Here is a 19161-nt window from a genome sequence, read left to right as displayed (position 1 = left end):
AAAATTGGTTCTGTTATAAAGTCTTATCAACATACCAATAATGTTAAATACTGATCGAGGAGATAATGAAATGACAAAGTCTCATGGAATTAAAATCGAAATTGATAACAACGGTGATGAGTTTTTTGTTGAATTAAAAGCGACTGGTAAATTAACCCATCAAGATTATCAGCTAATTACACCTGAAATTGATGAAGCGTTAGCCGATGTCGATAAACCCATTGTTGATGTGTATTTTGATGGTACTGAGTGTGATGGTTGGGATATACATGCGGCTTGGGATGATCTAAAGCTAGGCTTAAAACATGGTAAGCAATTTCGTAAAGTAGCGTTATATGGCAATAAACATTGGCAAGAAGTTGGCGCAAAAGTAGGGAATTGGTTTTTATCCGGTGAAGTGCGTTATTTTGATAACTCAATCGATGCATTAAATTGGTTAAAAGAAGAATAATTGCAGCAAAATATTGTTAGTGGTGCGTAGAATATTGCCACCACTTATTACGGTGTTAATTTCATAACAAGATCGAGTTTTGTTTTCGTTTCAGTATATAATCACATCACTATTGGAATGATGATAAGTTTTAGCCCTTCGTAGGCTTAACGCTTAAATACAATGAAACAGGATGAAACAGATCGGTTTATGAATAAGACATTGCTTGCGAGCGTATTACTTAGTGCTCTTTTTTCTTCAACAACTTTTGCCGCAGAAGAATTATCAACAGAAAATTCAGCTTATACCCCGAGTGAGCCGCTAGTTTTAGAGCCTGTGGTTGCCACACCTGAAAATGGCTTATCACCAATTGAAGATGAAGTGCCAAAATTTGATGACACAATGCACTATTTCGTAGGGTTAACAGGTGGAATGGCTGATATGAGCTTTTCTCTTGTTCATGCAACGTCTTCTTCAGATAAGGTGTCAGCACCTTCACCTGACGCAAGCGGTTTTGCTGGCGCTGATATCGGTTTTTATACTGCTGGTGGTAATGGAAGAATTTACTATAGTTACCAGAAAATGAGTGGTGAATCTGAGTTTGATAATAAAAAGATCGCCGATACTGACGTCACTCTTCATTTATTAAGTGCAGATTATATCTTCCGAGCAGATAAAGCGATTAACCCATTTGTGGGTGCGCATGTGGGTTATATGATTGCTGAAACAACCAGCGAAAAATATGGTTCTTATAAGCAATCAAACCCTGTGCTTGGTATTCAAGCGGGTGTTGCTTGGCGAATTTCTGACCATTTTACGACAGAAATTGGTGCCCGTCACACCGCGAGTCAACGTAAAGATCAGAATTATTGGTCTGGTTCAAAAGTTGATCCTACGGAAATCGTATATCCAAATACTCAATCTGATCTAAAGAGTATTACGACGTTCTACATCTCAGCGAACTACCGTTTCTAGTTCTTCTTAAAAGACGGGTATTAATGAGAGCAGTGATGATAATCATCGCTGCTTTTTTATATCTTGTATTTACTGATTTTGCTTGTTTACTCATTGCGTCAGCAGCGTATAATGCATTCCCCTAGAAACGACAACCATTATCAATAAGGACTTCACTTTGAAGCTATTTGTCAGAGATCTCACTGTAATTGATGCGTCATACCTATGTACCGATCGCGGTATGGTTGGCGAAAGTTGGATTCTTGATGTGGTGATGTCGGGCGAGTTAAATGAAATGAGCATGGTGCTTGATTTCAGTCGTGTTAAGAAACAGATCAAACAATTAGTTGATCAATATGTCGATCACCGTTTAATTGTGCCTGCTAAATCTCCAGCAATTCACACTGCCGCGACTAAAACGGGCTATGCGACAGTCGATCTTCTGCGAGAAGATAAAAGTATTCACTTACATTGTCCTGAGCAGGCTTTCTGCTTTATTGATGCAGAGACAGTAACGATTGAAAGCGTGACTGAGCATGTTTACCACGTGCTAAAAGACAATCTACCTAAGAATGTACAAGGTCTTGAAATAACACTTCGTCACGAAGCCATTCAAGGTGCTTTTTATCATTACAGTCACGGTTTGAAAAAACATGATGGTAACTGTCAACGCATTGCACACGGTCACCGTTCTCCGATTGAGCTTATTGTTAATGGCGAGCGCAATGCTGAACTAGAGAAGCAATGGGCGAAGCGTTGGCAAGATATTTACTTAGGCTCAGAAGAAGATGTATGCAGTGTCAACGAACTGAATTTAAGTGAGTGTGCCAAATCGGTATCGGATGAAACCCACTATGGTTTCCGCTACACCGCACCACAAGGTGAGTTTGAACTGGCGATTGCTCGTTCAGAAACAGAAATGTTAGCCACCGATACCACTGTTGAATTACTTGCCAGTTATATTGCTGAAAAGGTTAAACCAAGTTTATCTGCTGCTGATTGCCTTGATGTTGTTGCCTACGAAGGGGTAGGTAAAGGAGCCATGGCAACCTTGTAATCGCGTTACATTACGCAATAAAAAAGCCTAACTTACTGAGTATTACTATATTAAAAGTGATACTAGCAATGTTAGGCTTTTTTTGTGCCTAATTTTTCAGCGCTAAACATTAAAAAATGAGACTAACGCCACTTTTTATAGCTTAAGTCTCTAAAAAATCAATATTTTATTAGTAGACTGAAGGTAGACGTCGTAACGAGAGGGATCGATTATGTCAGTTAAACCTCTAACCAGTGACAAGCTGTATCGCGTATCAGCGCTAAACGGATTGAGTGATGAGTGTAAGTCAACCAAACACCTTACACCATTAGATGAAATAGTAGGACAAGAGCGAGCACAACAAGCGGTTGAGTTTGCGATGTCGATTAAGGAAAAAGGTTACAATATCTATGCGATAGGTCGTAATGGATTAGGTAAACGCACCATGGTGATGCGCTACTTAAATCGTCACGATCCTAATGGTAACGCCAATACATTGTATGACTGGTGTTATGTTTCAAACTTTGATGATACCCGTTGCCCTAAGGTGCTAAAGCTACCTGCAGGTCAAGGTAGTGCATTTAAAAAAGATATTGAACAGCTCATGAAGCGCTTAGTAAAAGCGTTTCCAATGGCATTTGATAATGAGCTTTATATTAGCCGAGCTGAAAAGTTAAAAACACAATTAGCGCAGAAACAAGAAAATGCGTTAATGACAATGAAAAAGGGCGCAGAAGAGCGAGGTGTTGGCTTAACCATTACTACCCAAGGTGATTATCAGCTGGTGGCGATGAATGGTGAAGAGCCGCATACCGAAGATTCATTTGCTGAATTAAGTGATAAAGAACAACAAACGTTTGAAGAGACGATCAATGATCTTGAAGTTGAGCTGCGTGGTATTGTTCGTCAGTTAACGGAATGGGAAGAAAAGTACTCGGATAAGCAGCAAAAGCTTGATGAGGATATTGCCAAAGATGTGACTGCGCATTGCATTAAAGATCTGAAAGCGAAATACAGTAAGCTGCCTGAGATTAAAGCTTACTTATCAGCAATGTATAACGATATTCTAGAAAATATTGATATTTTCTTAGAAGAAAGTGAAGAGCAAGTCGCATTAGCTTATGCATCGTTAGACAAGAAAATGCCGCGACGTTACCAAATCAATGTACTTGTTCATCAAGATGTTGATCGTAAGTTTCCTATCGAGGTTGAAGAGAGCCCAAACTACCACTCTATTTTTGGCTATGTTGAAAATGCGACGTTCAAAGGAACCGTCTTTACTGATTTCTCTTTGATCCGTGCAGGTAGTTTACACCGCGCTAATGGTGGCGTGTTAATGATGGATGCGGTAAAAGTTTTAGAGCGCCCTTATGTTTGGGATGGTTTAAAACGTGCACTGCGTGCGCAAAAGTTGAATTTAAGTTCACTTGAGCGAGAAGTGACATTGTCTGGCACCATTTCATTAGAGCCAGAGCCGATCCCATTGAATGTAAAATTGATTTTGTTTGGTGATTATCAAACCTATCAGTTACTACAACATTACGATCCAGAGTTTAAAGAGCTATTTCGTGTCACAGCAGATTTTGAAGATGATATGCCGCGAACAGATACCTCTGAAGAGCAATATGCTCGCTTTATTGCCAGTATCGTTCATGATGGCGATATGCTCCATTGTGATCGAAAAGCGATAGCAAGGATCATTGAATACAGCTCTCGCCAAGCGGATGATCAGCATAAGCTGTCATTACATTCTGCTGATATTGCGAACTTACTACGTGAGACTAATTACGTTGCGAAATCATCTAACGCGACCATGATCCGCAGTAGCCATGTTGAGCAGGCATTACAAAATCAAGAGCAGCGTGTGAGTCGCTTAAAAGATCATGTGATGCAAAGCTTTGTTACAGGGACGACTCTCATCGATGTTGATCATCAAGCCATCGGACAGGTTAATGCATTATCTGTGATAGCAACGTCTGATTATCGATTTGGGGCACCAAGCCGAATAACTGCAACTACAGCGTACGGTAGTGGTGAAGTATTTGATATTGAACGTAGTGCTGAACTGGGCGGAAGTATTCACTCGAAAGGTGTGATGATTCTCTCGGCATATCTAGCATCAGTATTTGGTAAAACAGCGAAGATCCCATTAACAACACATCTTACCTTTGAGCAATCTTACGGTGGTGTAGATGGGGACAGTGCATCAATGGCCGAAGTATGTGCGATTGTTTCTGCTTTCTCTGGTTTACCGCTACGTCAGGATATCGCCATCACAGGTTCGATGAACCAATTTGGTGAAGCGCAGCCGATTGGCGGGGTGAATGAGAAGATTGAAGGTTTCTTTGATGTGTGTGCGATCAAAGGAAGAACCGCTAATCAAGGGGTGATCATTCCACAATCTAACGTACATAACTTAATGCTACGCAAAGATATTGTAGAAGCAGTAGAAAAAGGTGAGTTCCATATTTGGGCGATTGACCATGTTTCTCAAGCCATTGAGATCTTCACCGGTAAACAAACGGGGACTGATGCAGAGCAAGGCATATATCCAAATGATACTGTCTTTGGTATTGCGCAAACTAAGTTAAATGCATTAAGGCGATAATTACTTTATCTCTTGTTGCCGTTTATCAATGTAAAATAAAAGCCGCATATATTGACTCTGTTGAGTTGAACATATGCGGCTTTTTTATCGTGATAAATCACGTTTGATTATTTTTGCGGCTCCAATTTGAGTTTTTCACAATGTTCATTCACTTCATCGAAATGACGTAGTGTCTTTTCACTCGGTTGTTCACCTTTAAGGCTGACAATAACCAGTGCTGCTGATGATAAAATAAAGGCGGGTATGATTTCATAGACGCTAAATAAGGTTGAGTTCGGCCAAGCAGCATGTGCAGCTATCCAAGCAATAACGACTCCTGCACCAACAACCATACATGCGATAGCACCGTGGGCACTACAACGACGCCAAAATAGCGAGAATAATACAACAGGTCCAAACGCAGCACCCATGCCAGCCCAAGCGTGTCCAACAATAGATAAAATCGTGCTTTGTGGGTTACTAGCAAAAATCATCGCGACTAACGAAACAGCAACAACAGATAAACGTCCAAGGACAACTTGTGATTTCTCGCTCAGTTTGATGCTGAAAAAGTGAGTGATATCTTCTGTTATCGCACTCGATGAGGCTAATAACTGAGCCGCAACAGAACTCATTACGGCAGACAATACAGCGGCAATAAGGATTGCAGCGATCCATGTTGGGAATAAGCCTTTCGCAAGCTCTAAGAATATCATTTCATTATCAAAGTGATGAGCGGTGCCAGAGTAGTACATTGCGCCAGTAATACCAACTGCAAATGCGCCAACTAAAGAGACAATCATCCAACTCATACAAATTTTACGAGCAATACTCATACCTTTGACATCCCCAATTGCCATAAAGCGAACAAGAATGTGTGGTTGCCCAAAGTAACCTAATCCCCATGCCAGTAATGAGAACACGCCAATAGCGCTCGTATTTTCACTAATAACGGAAAAATAATGGGTCGGTAATACATCAGGTGCAATGGCTGGATCCAGGTTATACCAAGTTACGACTGGCGTAATGATGAGTGCAAAGAACATCAATGAACCTTGGAAAAAATCGACCCAGTTAACGGCTAAGAATCCACCTATCGCGGTATAAACCATTAAGAATATGGCTCCAATCCAAACTGCGGTAGTGTAAGGAATATCAAATAAAGTTTGAATTAAGAAAGCACCACTAACAAAACCCGCAGCAGCATAAAGAGTAAAGAACGTGAGTATAACGACAGCAGTCATAAAGCGAAGGGTGCGGTTACCACTACCAAATCGCGTATCAAAATAAGAGGGAATAGTTATCGCATCGCCGACGTTTTCGGTATAAATACGTAACTTTTTTGCTACAAAGCGCCAGTTTAACCATGCACCAATGGTTAAACCAATAGGTAACCAAATTTGATCTAAGCCTGAAACAAAAACTGCACCGGGAAGGCCGAGTAATAGCCAACCACTCATATCAGATGCACCAGCCCCGAGTGCAGTCACACCAGGGCTTAAACTACGACCACCAAGAACATAATCTGAATTACCTTCCGTCTTTCTTGCTGCGAAAATACCTATAGCAAAAATAATGCAAAAATAGATCGCGAGAACGACATAATAAGTAAACATTGAATTTCCTGTATTGCTTTACCTGTAAAGCCAGCCAATTAATTGGTTTGGGTGTTAGGAGTACAAGTACATTTATTTTTTGTTTTATTTAGATAGCTCAGAAATAATTATTTCATAGTTTTAGAATCTGACTAACCCGTATAGACACTGTAATAAAGTGCTTCATTCTAAATAAAACATGAAGATTGCTCTGCTAAATAAAATACGGGTAAAAAATGTGTTATACAAATAAATAACCCCGTTTTGGTTATAAAGTGAACTATTTTGTGTAAGATTTTATAAAAGTATGTATAAATATGTATGGGTTTAAGGTGAAGGGGGTGATGATTGAAAATTATTCATCGTTATTATAATCGATTATTTATCTGTAGCATTGAGTATAAATAAACGAATAAGGTTGAATTTATTGATACCATTATTTTAGTTATTAAAACTATAACTAAAAACGATTGTTTTAATAGACATTAAATTTATTCCGCTAATTTAAAGGTATGCCTGTGGTTTATTTCCACAGACATTTTTTATGTAAAACTAACTTCAGCATTCGCAATAATTGTAGAAGAACAAGCAAGAATATAGCCTTGTTCGATTTCTTCTTTTGTTAGTGGCTCATTTTATGCTGACGGCATCGTCTGTTTCCTGCCATCTATCAATACAAATTAATGGGATGGGTGTTTGTCCAGTTAGCTAACATATATAAGCTCTTATAAGATAAAAAACGCCCCCTCATTGATATATATATATCAATGAGAGGGAGGTAAAAATGTTACGCGTTAAGGATTGTTTTTAGATCGTTTTCAACGGTTGTGATTGGGCGCATATCAAATTTATCTTGGATAATTGCAAGTAGGTTATCGGTCAAAAAGGCAGGGGCGGTTGGGCCGGTATAAATGCCTTTAACACCTAGCGCAAATAGCGTTAGTAAAATCACAATGGCTTTTTGTTCAAACCAAGACAATACCAGAGTGAGTGGTAGCTCATTGATGCCACAGTCAAACTCTTTAGCCAATGCCAAAGCAAGTTGAATAGCAGAATACGCATCATTGCATTGGCCAACATCAAGTAGGCGAGGAATACCATTAATGTTACCAAATTGGTTTTTATTAAAGCGGTATTTGCCACATGCAAGCGTTAGAATTACCGAGTCTTCAGGCGCTTGAGCAGTAAAATCGGTGTAGTAACTGCGTTCCGACTTATCGCCGTCACAACCACCAACAAGGAAAAAGTGACTAATATTACCTTTTTTTACTTCATCAATTACAGCAGGTGCTGCACTCATAAGCGCATTGCGGCCAAAACCAATCGTGATCATATGTTCGATTTCATTATGTTTGAAACCTTCTAATGCGAGTGCACAATCAATCGCTTGGCTAAAATCATCACCGTCAATATGTTCAACGCCAGGCCAGCCAACAATACTACGGGTAAATAAACGATCAGCATATTGACCGACATTAGGGTTAAGTAAGCAGTTTGACGTCATCACAATAGCACCAGGGAAGTTGGCAAACTCTTTTTGTTGATTTTGCCAAGCACTACCGAAGTTACCGACTAAATGCGGATACTTTTTTAGTTCTGGGTAACTATGAGCAGGTAGCATTTCGCCGTTTGTATAAACGTTAATACCTTTACCTTCTGTTTGCTGAAGGATTTTTTCTAAATCATGTAAATCATGACCAGAAACTAAAATGCATTTACCTTGTACAGGTTTTACGTTTACTTGTGTTGGCTCAGGGTGACCAAAAGTTGTTGTCTCGCCGGTATCGAGCATTTCCATTATGGTGTAATTCATCAAGCCAATACGCATTGAACAATCTAATAATTGATTAAGATCGGTAGGATCTGTACCTAACCACGCCATGATTTGATGGTATTCTGCGTAAACATCATCATTGGTTTGCCCTAAAACACGTGCATGCTCTAAATATGCCGCTGCACCTTTTAAGCCATACAAGCATAATAAACGTAGGCCAATCACATCTTCATGTAGGGTATCGTGACCCCGGTTAACGGCAACTTGCGGAGCAATAGCCAGAATTTCAGCCGCTGATAGTGGTAATTCAAATTGAGCAACAGCGGGTAATACAGGTAAAGCTTCTGCTTGTAATGTTGAAGCTGTGATAACAAGATCTTTTAATTGAGCCTTATAACTTTGCGCTTGCTCTGCAAGTTCAATGACACGGGCAGGATCAAAGTTAACATTCGTTAGTGTGGCGAAAAATGCACGTGGTGCCCATTGATTAATTTCATCATTAATAATGTCAAAACGTTTAGCCAACTCTGCCCAATAAGATACCCCCTGTAGGGTATAAACAAGTACATCTTGTAGATCTGAAACTTCTGCTGTTTTACCACACATACCAGCAGCAAATGCGCAGCCTTTTACCTGTGAGGTTTGAATCGTTTGTTCACATTGAATACAGAACATGGAAAATCTCCAGCATTAGTTTATATAGTTATAAATGACAAGATTGTCGTATTACTAATACTGATAGCACTAACCGTGCCATTATTAAGGTGCTGATTTTTAATGAAAAATTAAATATTATTTAGATGTTGATGTAATAAAAACATCGTTCACTGTTGTTATTATTACATCAGAAAACATTAGGTCTGATTAATGGATATTAAATTTTTTACCCATCCGGTAAAGATTGCCACGATCCATTTGCAAGAATTGCGCGGTTTTTGACCAGTTTTTATCCATTTTGTTATAACTATGGCTGATCAAATGCTTTTGATAATCTTCAACCAATTCACGCATCGGTTGTGATTGTTGTGGGAAAAGTGATGATGTGTTTTTTACATCATCGATTGTGGCGGCGTTATCAAAATAGTGCTCTGTGATTGTTTGCTCACCATGTTGAATTGCTCGTAATGCCGCACGCGTTAAGCTGTGTTCTAATTCTCGAATATTACCCGGCCATAATTGCTTCTCAAGTAGAGCAAGTGTTTTAGGGTGAATATGGAGATTGGGTACATTAAATTGTTGGCGTACTTTTTCTAATAAATAGCCTGCAAGCACAGGAATGTCGCTCAGTCGCTGGCGCAGTGGTGGGACAAATATTGGGAAGACATTAAGACGATGGTACAAATCGGCTCTAAAATTACCGTTTTCTATTTCCTGCTCTAAATGACGATTAGTAGCGGCAATAATGCGAACATCAACATGATGATGACGATCACTCCCGACACGTTGTACGTCACCTTGCTGTAATACGCGAAGTAATTTTGCTTGTAGCGACAGTGGTAATTCACCTATTTCATCTAAAAAAAGGGTACCACTGTCAGCAAGTTCAAATTTGCCGGCTCGATGGCTATTCGCGCCTGTAAATGCGCCTTTGACATGTCCAAATAACTCACTCTCTGCGAGGTTTTCTGGTAGTGCGGCACAATTTACATAGATCATAGCTTTATCTGCACGATGGGACTGAGCATGAATAGCGTGTGCGACAAGCTCTTTACCCGTACCTGTTTCACCACTGATCAACACAGCATAATTGGATTGGGCAACCGTTGATATATTGGTTTTGAGTGCATTCATCTCGGAGCTAAATCCAATCATCTCATTGTGTTGAGATCGTGCTTGTTGGATCAAGGTTTCATTGAGTGACTTTTGTTTTTTATTCTGTAATTTCAGCGCATTGAATTGGGCAATATTACGGACAGTAGCAGCAGCAAGAGCTGCAAATGTTTCTATCGCAAGGTTATCGATATCATCAAATGCACCCACCGCCAAAGAATCTAAGCTCAAAACCCCCACTAATTGTTCATCAACATACAAACTACACCCTAAGCAGTCGTGAACGTTTATTTCTGTATCAACATTAATTAATAAGCCATCAAACGGATCGGGAAGGGGCGAATCAGCGTCAAAGCGTACAGGTGTTTTACTCGCCATAATTTTAGCTAAGCGAGGGTGAGAGCTTGGTAAAAACCGTCGCCCTAATACGGCAGACGATAACCCTTTAACGGCGACAGGGGTAAGAAAACCGTGTTGATCTAGAACAAATAGAGCGCAAGCATCACAAGGAAAGACTTGTTCTACACCATCAATTAAAGATTGGTAATGATGATCACTGGCCAGTCGAGTACTGAGGTTAAGGGCAATATTCAGCAGTGCAGCGTCGATATTTGATTGCATAAATAGAATATCTATATGTCGTTTTGATTATCTGTTGTCTTTATTACAACAAAATAGAGATCGTTAAGGCTTAATCTAGAACAACAAATTAGCGCATAAGATGTATTTTATATAAATGTTTATTTTTTGAACGGAATTGTCGATAGGGCAAAAGTTTTTTTAGTTACTATTTACGTGAAAAAAAACGCCAAAAAAATAATGAACTACCATTTGTAGTGATTGATTTGTGACGCTGATTTTGAATGGAAATCATTGTTTGGACTGTTAGCAGGAATAAAATCCATCTATTACTTATTTTTAAAAAAGCAATTTTTTATAATCAAATTATCTTACTGACGACAAATATTATCGAGTTTTTCATGATCCGCGCTTATGCTTACTTATCTAAAAAGTATCCATTGATACATAAAGTTAACATTTTATTTGTCTTTTCAATTATTATTTTATGCACTTATCAATTACTCGAAAATAGTAAGATTGAATACTCGCTAGGATTGGTCTTGATTCTGTTTCCTCTTTTTATCTTTGCTAAAGCCTCAACCTATAAAAGCAAGTATTTAGGCGATAAATAAAATGATGGCGTAGTGAGTAAAAAAAAGACCCAGTTATCTGGGTCTTTTTAGTTTTGATGATTACTTACCTTGCCAAATGCGTTCACATTCAGCAGAACCATTGGCTGCGATGGGCTTTTCAAATAGCCATTGCAGTGGTGCTACTACAGGACTCGTCGTAAAGCGCACTGATGTTTTTATAATAGCGGACAGTGGTACATCAAAATGGAATTTATTAAAGGTACCATGAACATCAACCGGTGTTTGTAAGCTGAAAATCTGGGCTTTTTTCGATTTTGGCGATAAATACAGGTTAAAGTCACGATTTTTATAACTTGCATTAAAAGCACCATGGACTTGAATACGGGAAGTATCAAGTAATAAATCACGTTGCGTCATGTTGCCATTTTTGACATTAAAGCCACCGGCTACGCAATTTAATACGGAATGATCTTTAGTCACAAATTTAGGTAATACAGCATCGGCTAAACTTACCGCCCATAAATCTATTAAGTTAGCTTGGAAAGCTTTAGGCCAAGCCGCAAAACCGATAAAACCGTTAGCGTTATTCATTAGGCTATCTGGAGTATTGGCTAGACTATTAAGATTAAATTCAAAGCTGATCTTACCGTTCATATCGGTTTTTGGATCGATTCGACGAGCAATAATACCGTAGTCAAAGTTCTTCACTAATCCATTAAGATGGATATCAAACAGCGCTTTTTGTGCTTTAACCGAGCCTTTAATATCAATATTTCCGCCTGGTAATTTAATGTGCAGCGGGTTTAAACTCAGTAAACCATTATGTAATGTCCAGTCTAATTTTCCGGCACCTAACCAGTCTTTACCTGAGCGTACTTCACCGACATTGAGTTTGAAATTAGCATTTAGTTTATTTAAACCTTCAGGGCTAAGAACAGGTACGGGTTTATCGACTGTTTTTGCTGGTGTTGTTTTCTCTTTGCTGTCTTTAGGTAGCCATGCTTGCCAATTTTTAACTTTAAAATCGTTAATTTGAATGAACGGCGCGCGAAGATCTAATGATACGGTAGGGCGATCTTGGCCTTTCATTGGTGGTAAGAAATCACCTTTACCTTGTAATTTACTGCTCCCTACTTGAACCAGCATATTACGTAAATGGTAGCCGACTTTATCGGTTGAAAGGGATGCAGCAACCGTCACTGGGCCATACGGTGGTAGCTCAAGACCGGTAAACGCATTAAAGCGATCTAAGTTAGGCGTTGTTGCCTTAAAGGTTAAATTTAACTTTTGTGGATTAATCGGTAGCGATACATTCGATTCTGCATTAAGTGCAATATCACCCACATTAGCCGTTAAGGTAACAGGCACCGATTTACGTCCATCATTGGCTTGTTTCAGTGATACAGAATCAATCTCAATGTTAACGGGCTTATTTGCAGCTTGGCCTGAAATAGTCAAGTGAGTTGCGGTATCAGGACCTGTAATAAACTTACCCTGACGAAGTGCGACATCAAAGGCTTTGCCTGTGTAAGTATCTGCAACACGCAGTTTACCGCCGTTTAATTGTGCTTCGACTTTAGCCTGTTCCATTAATTCAAGCACAGTACGACCTGATAACGATAAAGATAATTTAGCGCTGTCGAGTGTCATACCAAGATCATTGGTTACATTGAACTGTTTTAATATTTGACCAACATTCGGCTTATCCACCCCTAGATGGAGTTGAGATTGGATAGCGTTATTATTGATATCCAGTGAAATATCACCTTGGTACAAACTTCCCGCATAGCGAGCACTAAAAGGGGCGGGTTTTAATTTACCGTCACGTAACTGGCCACTAAATTGGGTGTCATCAATTTGTTGATTTGCCCACAGCATTTTATTGATGCCAAGTTTGACATCAGCATCGGCAATCACGACTTTATTGCTAAGTAACGGCATATCAAGATTGACACCTTGAGTTGGCACTGTTTGCTCAACGGTTGGTACTTTTTTGCGATCAACAAATTGCCCTAGCTGATTGAAATTTAGGGTATTAAATTGCGCATTAAGGGTTAAAAATGGCGTTTTAGTATTTTGCTTCCATTTAAAATCGACCTTACCTTGGCTTTGCATTAACGCCATCGTGGGGATATTTAATGTTAGCCAATCACCGGTATTGGTGAGTTTTCCTTTGAAATCGATTTTGCCATGCATCGATGCACGTGTACCCAGCCATGGGCTTAGTTTGCCTACATCCTTGCTGTGTACGGTTAGGTTTAACCAACTGCCTTTTTGCCAATTAGTTTTTACAAATTCGCCTTGTGCTTTTATGTCAACAACAGGGCTGGAAAAGTGCAGTGATGGCATCCAATTACGGTGGTTAATAATATCGGATAGTGTGCCTGCTTTAGCTGTGATCTTAACAGGGATATCCATTATCTTGCCTTGGATGTCAGAGCTAAAGGGTTGCTCCATACCAGAGGTTAGTGCGGCTTTATCAATGGCAAAAGAGGCTTTGGCACCCCAATCAATATGCGCTTTATCAATATTCAGCGCGAGCTGGCTATTATCAATCCAGTCTTGAAGTTTAGTGCCTTGAGTCGTCAGTTGTAGTTGAGCCTTATCAAGATGCCCTTTGGCATGTGGGATCCCTGAGATCCAACCTGCCATTTCACCTAATTGGGAGTCTTTAGCGCCTAATTTCACATCAACGGTTGATGTCCATTGGGTGGCATCAATATCAGCCGTGCCACGAAATGGCACATCGGCAATATTGGCAGTCATTGGGGCGTGAAGTTTACCTTTATCGCCTTCCACTTTAAGCGAGATATTATTAACAGGTGTACCTAAGCCTTTGATCTCATCAACGGATAGATCAAGGTGGGTTTCTGTTTTAACCAGCCATTGATCTAGCGCTTTTTGTAGGGGCGATTGTTGAGGGGCTGCCGCTGCATAACCGACACCGTACATAACCGGAGGCTGGGGTTGTAACCATGGACGCAGATCGATTAACGGAATATTTAGCTTACCGTTAATATGATTAAGGTCTTTGGCGTTTTGAGCCAATGAAATATCAAGGAAACCTTTAGCAGACGTGATAGGGCTCGTTAGCGCGATATCAGCCAGTGAAATGCCTTTGCTAGACGCCGTAATTTGGGTTGTTAGTGACATTGGTGCGGCATGACGCAAATCAATATCAAGCAGGGATTCAAGCTGCGCGGTATCAACCCAATCAAGTTTTACATTGGCTGTTGACGGCGTACTACTGTGGAATGGATGAATATCTGCATCAATATTGAGTTTCGCCCCAGCAAAGCTACCTGTTGCGTCTAATTTGCCTTGCTGCTCATTGATCAGGGATTCTAAATCACCGGCCAGTGAAACATCATATTCATTGCCCATGGCATTACCTTTCGCTTGTAATAGCCATTTATCCGGTTTGGTTAACGATAATTGATCTAAATATACGTTGGCATACTGTCCGGTATGTTGATCTAAATAATCAACCGATACTTTTTCCGCTCGAATATTATTGCTCAGTGCCAGTTTAAACGGTGTTGATTGAGTGGTTTCTTTCGGTTTTTCACTGGTTTGCTCGGCAAACACCCAGTTCGCTTTGCCTTGATTATCTTTTGATAGGTGTAATGAAATATCTTTGAGATCCAGATAGTCAATCTTTAGGGTATGAGATAAAAGAGGCAAAACAGAAATTTTTGCACCAATGTAGCCTGATTTCAGCATCGGCTCCCATTTCATTGCTTTAGTATTGGCAACGGTGACATCGCTTAACTCAATTTCAGGGCTAAATGATAGGGTCAGTGACATGTCACCACCAATGGTTGTTTCACGATCTAAAGTAGAACTTAACCATTGGTTGATATCATGTCGGTGGTCAGCTAAATCGATCTTAACCCCATAAGCGAGTACCCCAGTTGCGGCAATGATAGGGGTGAGTATGGCAATAGAAGTCCACTTCGCCACTTGTTTTAGTTTGTTTTTCTTTGGTGGCTGAACCGGATTCTCCTGTTTTTCAGAGGATGAGTCCGTCTCAGCTGGAATGTGTGATTGCGTCATAATTGGTCAGATTTTCTCTAATGAAGGCGTGCAGCATGCTGGCATCTTGCGAAAAAGCGATGATTAATCGGCATTGCAGATTGCTGGCAAAGATATACTGCCCAAATAATATAGTCAGACAGTATAGCAAAAATAGGGTTCCCTTATATTACGCCGTTAGAGGTAACAAAAAATAAATTCAGCGATTTAGCTCTTGTTGTAAGGCAATGCAAATGATGTCGGTCAGCGTCTGTTGTGCTGCAAGGTGTAAATTGAAATGCTGATTCGCAATACTATGCAGTGGTGGCTCACAAATTATATTGAGCTTCATATCAGCAAGGGAATTAAGCAGTAAATCATCGGGTGTGCTTATGACAATAATGCCAGCGCCATGAAGCTTAGCGGCATGGGCTGTAAGTTGTAAAATAGGTTGTTCACTATTATTGCTGATCACAAAAAGCACGTCTTGCTCTGTTAGTGTGTTGGCTATGGTACTTTGCAATGCATGATCTTTACTGTGAATAACAGGCAAACCTAAGGCTAGCAATTTATCATTAAAATCACGGGTAATAATGGCATTTGCTCCCAGTCCGACGAGTTGAATCCGTTGGGCTTGGCTTAACCTCGCAGCAATATCGGTCAGTAATTGAGTATCAATCGCTTTGGTTGTATCAATAATGGCATTGGCTTTTTGTTGCGCCATTTTACTTAAGCTACTCGCAAGCGTGTTATTGGGCTCTGGTTGAGTCGATAATTGATTTAGCACATTACCGCCGATGGTATTGTGCCTTGCTAATTCTTCACTGATCGCCATTTTAAAGGCAGGAAATCCTTTAAAACCAATACGCTGAGTAAATTTTACAATACTCGATTGACTAACATTGGCCGCTTTCGCAAGCTCTTGTGATGACAGTGAAACCACTAATTCAGGTTGTGCTAAAACCAAGGTCGCAATCTTTTGACCATTAGGGGAGAATTGTGATTGTAGGTTGGCGATTTTATCAAGTGCAGTCATAGTCATAACAGTTCGAGCATTTGTCTTGATAATAGCCTGAAAAACACTGAGTTACCGTGATATTTACAGCGTTATGTTAATCGCGAACAAGAATCTAGAGCCTGATACGCTTGTTGAATATGATGAATAAAGAACGAATAAAACTAGGATGAAAACCTTGAAGATTGATCTGACCCAACTTGTTACAGAAAGTCGCAATACGGCAAGCCAAAATATCGATATGTTATCCACGGTTGAGATGCTAAAGGTGATCAACAATGAAGATAAAAAAGTCGCGTTAGCGGTTGAACAAGTATTACCTGAAATCGCCATTGTCGTTGATGCTATTGCAGCGGCTTTTCAACAAGGTGGACGTTTAATTTACGTTGGTGCAGGTACATCCGGTCGATTAGGTATTTTAGATGCCAGTGAGTGCCCGCCAACCTATGGTAGCAAGCCAGAGCAGGTTGTTGGCTTAATAGCTGGTGGCCATAAAGCGATTTTAAAAGCGGTAGAAAACGCAGAAGACAATCGTGAAATGGGCGCACAAGATCTGATTGATCTGAACTTTAATTCAAAAGATGTGTTAGTGGGCATTGCTGCCAGCGGACGTACTCCTTATGTGCTTGGTGCGATGGAATATGCCAAAGCACAAAATGCGATGGTCGCGTCTATTAGTTGTAATCCACAAAGCCCAATGGCTGTACTTGCAGATGTCGCTATCACACCTGTGGTTGGGGCAGAAGTTGTAACGGGCTCATCACGTATGAAAGCAGGCACAGCGCAAAAGTTAGTGCTAAATATGCTGACAACAGGGGCGATGATCCGGGTTGGTAAAGTATATGGCAACTTAATGGTGGATGTGGAAGCAACCAACGCTAAGCTGGTTGAACGCCAGAAAAACATTGTGATGCAAGCAACCGAATGTAGCCGTGAAGAAGCAGAACTCGCATTAACTGCCTGTAATGGTCATTGTAAAACCGCGATTGTGATGATCTTAGCTGGTGTTGATGCTCAAACAGCCGCAGACTTATTAGCGAAAAATAACGGATTTACTCGCCAAGCCATCCAAGCCTAATGATACAAAACACAAAGCCCTATCTCGATGGTCGATGATAGGGCTTTGTTAGTGCTATAGGCGTTTATAAATTTTGAAATTCTTTTTGGAAGTTCAGCACTTTTTCTAAGTATCGGCGCGCTTCAAGTTTTGGGTGCTTATTTGTGAGCGCCCAATAGGCTTGATTGGGTTGCAATTGATTGAGCTTATCCATGGCTCGTTGTCTATCGGAATCAAAGGTTGATAACACGCCACCTGCACCACTGTTATAAGCGGAAATCATACTGTAATGCTTAGTGGTAGGATTTCGCACATCCCTTAAATAGCGGGTTTGTAAAATGTGCAAATAAGCGGTACCCGTATCAATGTTGTTAGCCGGATCAAACAGGTAGTCTTTGGTTGGTATCCCCGGTTTGTTCTTCACCAGTTTAAATACATCCGCCCCCGCTGTTTTCGGGATCACTTGCATTAAACCGTAAGCCCCTGCGTGGCTGACAGCAAACGGGTTAAAACTACTTTCAGTTTTTACCACCGCATAGATAAGATCTTCTGAAATACCGTATTGGCGAGAAGCTCGCTTAATTAAATCCGCATATTGGTATTCACGTTGCTCAAGGTGATCACTCACCATATCGATTTCAACATAGTAAGCTGTGCCTCGTTTGAGTGGCTTGGTGTGCAGCTTATTTTCAATCAGATAATCAGCAAAACGCCCAGCGCGCCAAGGCCATTGAATATCTTGGTTATCATGATCTTTAACTTGCCCCAGTAAGAAAGGCTTACCGTTAAGGGGAATCGATTTGTCACTGAATAAATCCACTTGAGAAGGATCGGCTGGCATCAGCAAGGTTTCTTCAATCGCTTTTTTCAGTGTGGCTTCGGGGGCGTATTGAGCAACAGTTGAAACGTAAATTTTCCCGTTATCAAAATCAATGTGCGCACGTGTACGATAACCATCAAAGTATTTCACATAACGGTGTTTTCCTGCTTGCAGGTATTCGTCATCGCCCCATTGCTTTTTCACTTGCACACCAAGATAAGCCAATAAGGCCTGCATGGCTTGCTCATTATTCACATTACCAGTGCTTATATTCCCGCTATGATTGGGATAAGTGGGCTTGCAGTTATAGAGACATTCAACTTGGTTTGATGAACACCCAGCGGCAAGTAAACAGGTTGTAATAATGAGCAATGCTTTTTTCATGGTTATCCTTACCACATATTTCCGTGATTAATGGGTATTGGCGGCATCACGGATAGCTTTATTAAGATCAGACGTTAAATTATCGACAAATTTATGTTGTTCTGCACGTTGTTTACGTTCACGTGCTTGTTGAGCGAGATAGTTATTCCAGTGGTTTTCTTCATCGTCATCATCTTTGATGTTGTTCCATCCCTTTTCGAGGCGCTCTCGGTTTTCTTTTCTTTCTGTGAGCTGACGTTTCGGCTGTTAAATACTGTTTTGCCGCTAAGCCATTACTCACTGAATGTATCGTGTCGACGAGAGCTTGGCCTGAGTAGATGTTGAAAAAATGCTTACAAATGCAATTAAAAACCAGAAATTATGTTTCATTATCGCTCTATATTTAACAAAAAGTAAAATATAGAGTTTCCATTTTGAGAGGAAGAATTCAAGATTATTTTTACCGTGTATTTTACTACTACCATTAATCGCCACTCTGGATGAGTCATACGGTAGGCGTCGCTTACATGTTGTTACAATATCTCAATTGTTATTCGCAATGGTTGTGGTTGAATAGCGCGACTTTAATTTT

At 40.2% G+C, this 19161-nt stretch carries 11 protein-coding genes; 5 read left to right on the top strand and 6 right to left on the bottom strand.

What is annotated here, in order from left to right:
* Positions 1-70: 70 nt before the first annotated feature.
* The 4 genes from C9J45_RS11975 (at position 71) to C9J45_RS11960 (ending at position 5028) form a co-directional block, all read left to right on the top strand.
* On the top strand, positions 71-451 hold the full coding sequence (locus C9J45_RS11975; RefSeq protein ID WP_105061523.1) for an STAS/SEC14 domain-containing protein: 381 nt from the start codon (positions 71-73) through the stop codon (positions 449-451).
* Positions 452-640: 189 nt separating this feature from the next.
* Positions 641-1405: an outer membrane beta-barrel protein gene (locus C9J45_RS11970; RefSeq protein ID WP_233217693.1), complete on the top strand. Its 765-nt coding sequence runs from the start codon at positions 641-643 to the stop codon at positions 1403-1405.
* A gap of 157 nt (positions 1406-1562) precedes the next feature.
* Positions 1563-2441: a 6-carboxytetrahydropterin synthase gene (locus C9J45_RS11965; RefSeq protein ID WP_107261936.1), complete on the top strand. Its 879-nt coding sequence runs from the start codon at positions 1563-1565 to the stop codon at positions 2439-2441.
* A gap of 211 nt (positions 2442-2652) precedes the next feature.
* The gene (locus C9J45_RS11960; protein ID WP_107206781.1) at positions 2653-5028 is read left to right on the top strand and encodes a Lon protease family protein; all 2376 of its coding nucleotides are present in this window, start codon (positions 2653-2655) and stop codon (positions 5026-5028) included.
* 107 nt (positions 5029-5135) lie between these two features.
* Here C9J45_RS11960 and putP read toward each other — a convergent pair whose 3' ends face one another.
* The 5 genes from putP to C9J45_RS11930 form a co-directional block, all read right to left on the bottom strand.
* A complete protein-coding gene (gene putP / locus C9J45_RS11955; RefSeq protein ID WP_107288086.1) occupies positions 5136-6623 on the bottom strand; it encodes a sodium/proline symporter PutP in 1488 nt (495 codons plus the stop codon).
* Between the two features lie 766 nt (positions 6624-7389).
* On the bottom strand, positions 7390-9051 hold the full coding sequence (gene hcp, locus C9J45_RS11950; protein ID WP_107206779.1) for a hydroxylamine reductase: 1662 nt from the start codon (positions 9049-9051) through the stop codon (positions 7390-7392).
* A 189-nt stretch (positions 9052-9240) separates the two neighbouring features.
* Complete coding sequence (gene norR / locus C9J45_RS11945) at positions 9241-10767, bottom strand: nitric oxide reductase transcriptional regulator NorR (RefSeq protein ID WP_107292571.1); 1527 nt, start codon at positions 10765-10767, stop codon at positions 9241-9243.
* A gap of 632 nt (positions 10768-11399) precedes the next feature.
* Positions 11400-15356, bottom strand: coding sequence for an AsmA family protein (locus C9J45_RS11935; RefSeq protein WP_107292570.1), 3957 nt, complete (start codon positions 15354-15356; stop codon positions 11400-11402).
* A 178-nt stretch (positions 15357-15534) separates the two neighbouring features.
* Entirely contained in the window at positions 15535-16356 is an 822-nt protein-coding gene (locus C9J45_RS11930) for a MurR/RpiR family transcriptional regulator (RefSeq protein ID WP_233217692.1), read from the bottom strand.
* A 151-nt stretch (positions 16357-16507) separates the two neighbouring features.
* Here C9J45_RS11930 and murQ point away from each other — a divergent pair, with 151 nt between their 5' ends.
* On the top strand, positions 16508-17407 hold the full coding sequence (gene murQ, locus C9J45_RS11925) for an N-acetylmuramic acid 6-phosphate etherase (protein ID WP_107292576.1): 900 nt from the start codon (positions 16508-16510) through the stop codon (positions 17405-17407).
* A gap of 64 nt (positions 17408-17471) precedes the next feature.
* Here murQ and mltC read toward each other — a convergent pair whose 3' ends face one another.
* Positions 17472-18590: a membrane-bound lytic murein transglycosylase MltC gene (gene mltC / locus C9J45_RS11920; protein ID WP_107246442.1), complete on the bottom strand. Its 1119-nt coding sequence runs from the start codon at positions 18588-18590 to the stop codon at positions 17472-17474.
* Between the last annotated feature and the right edge of the window lie 571 nt (positions 18591-19161).

This window comes from Photobacterium sp. GB-1, from assembly GCF_003026165.1.
Lineage (GTDB): Bacteria > Pseudomonadota > Gammaproteobacteria > Enterobacterales > Vibrionaceae > Photobacterium.
This window is presented reverse-complemented; position numbering and strand designations above follow the sequence as displayed.